At 50.9% G+C, this 613-nt stretch carries 1 protein-coding gene; it reads left to right on the top strand.

What is annotated here, in order from left to right; genetic code table 11:
• Positions 1 to 332, top strand: a 332-nt coding sequence (locus tag MMA19_RS26460) for a helix-turn-helix domain-containing protein (protein WP_000313703.1), incomplete at its 5' end; no start/stop codon positions are given.
• Positions 333 to 613 lie beyond the last annotated feature (281 nt).

Here is a 613-nt window from a genome sequence, read left to right as displayed (position 1 = left end):
ATAGCCAAGGCATATCAGCACTGAAGCTGTACTCATTTTTAGCGGAGCATATCGATCCTACGTGTGGCGCTGTCGTTGCGGATCAGCAATTCCTAGCTGAAAAACTTGGAGTTAGCAGAAGCACAATTATTCGGTGGCTCAATTACTTAGAATCAAAAAATGCATTAGTTAGAATCCCCGTTGCTGGTAAGGTTTGTGCGTATGCCCTCGATCCACATGAAGTCTGGAAGGGATACAACACTACGAAAAACCATGCAGCGTTTGTCACTAAAACACTGGTCAACAAAGACGGTGATATTCAGCGCCGAATCATGGCCATGTTTTCAAATTGAGCTAGCGGCAGGCGGACAATCAGGGGCTACGTGTTAACGTTCTGACCATGATTGTCTATCCTGCATTGCTCTTTTGCCGCCTCAAAATCCTTTGCGTGTTTTTGCTCCCCGTTCTCCAGAAAAAACCGAGCCGCCACGGTTCCGGCAGCGCCTTGAGCGCTACCGGAAACCGTCTGGGGAGAACCCCAGACCCCCATCGCTGCAACACCGACGGTCTACGACCACCTACCAACCGCATGGCTGCCTGTTCCGTGCAAATGGGCTTTGCAGGGGGCTGGCGC

It is taken from the genome of Vibrio sp. CyArs1 (assembly GCF_022432925.1).
GTDB lineage: Bacteria > Pseudomonadota > Gammaproteobacteria > Enterobacterales > Vibrionaceae > Vibrio > Vibrio mediterranei.
Note: the sequence above shows the minus strand (reverse complement) of the source record. Positions and strands in the feature narration are given on the sequence as shown.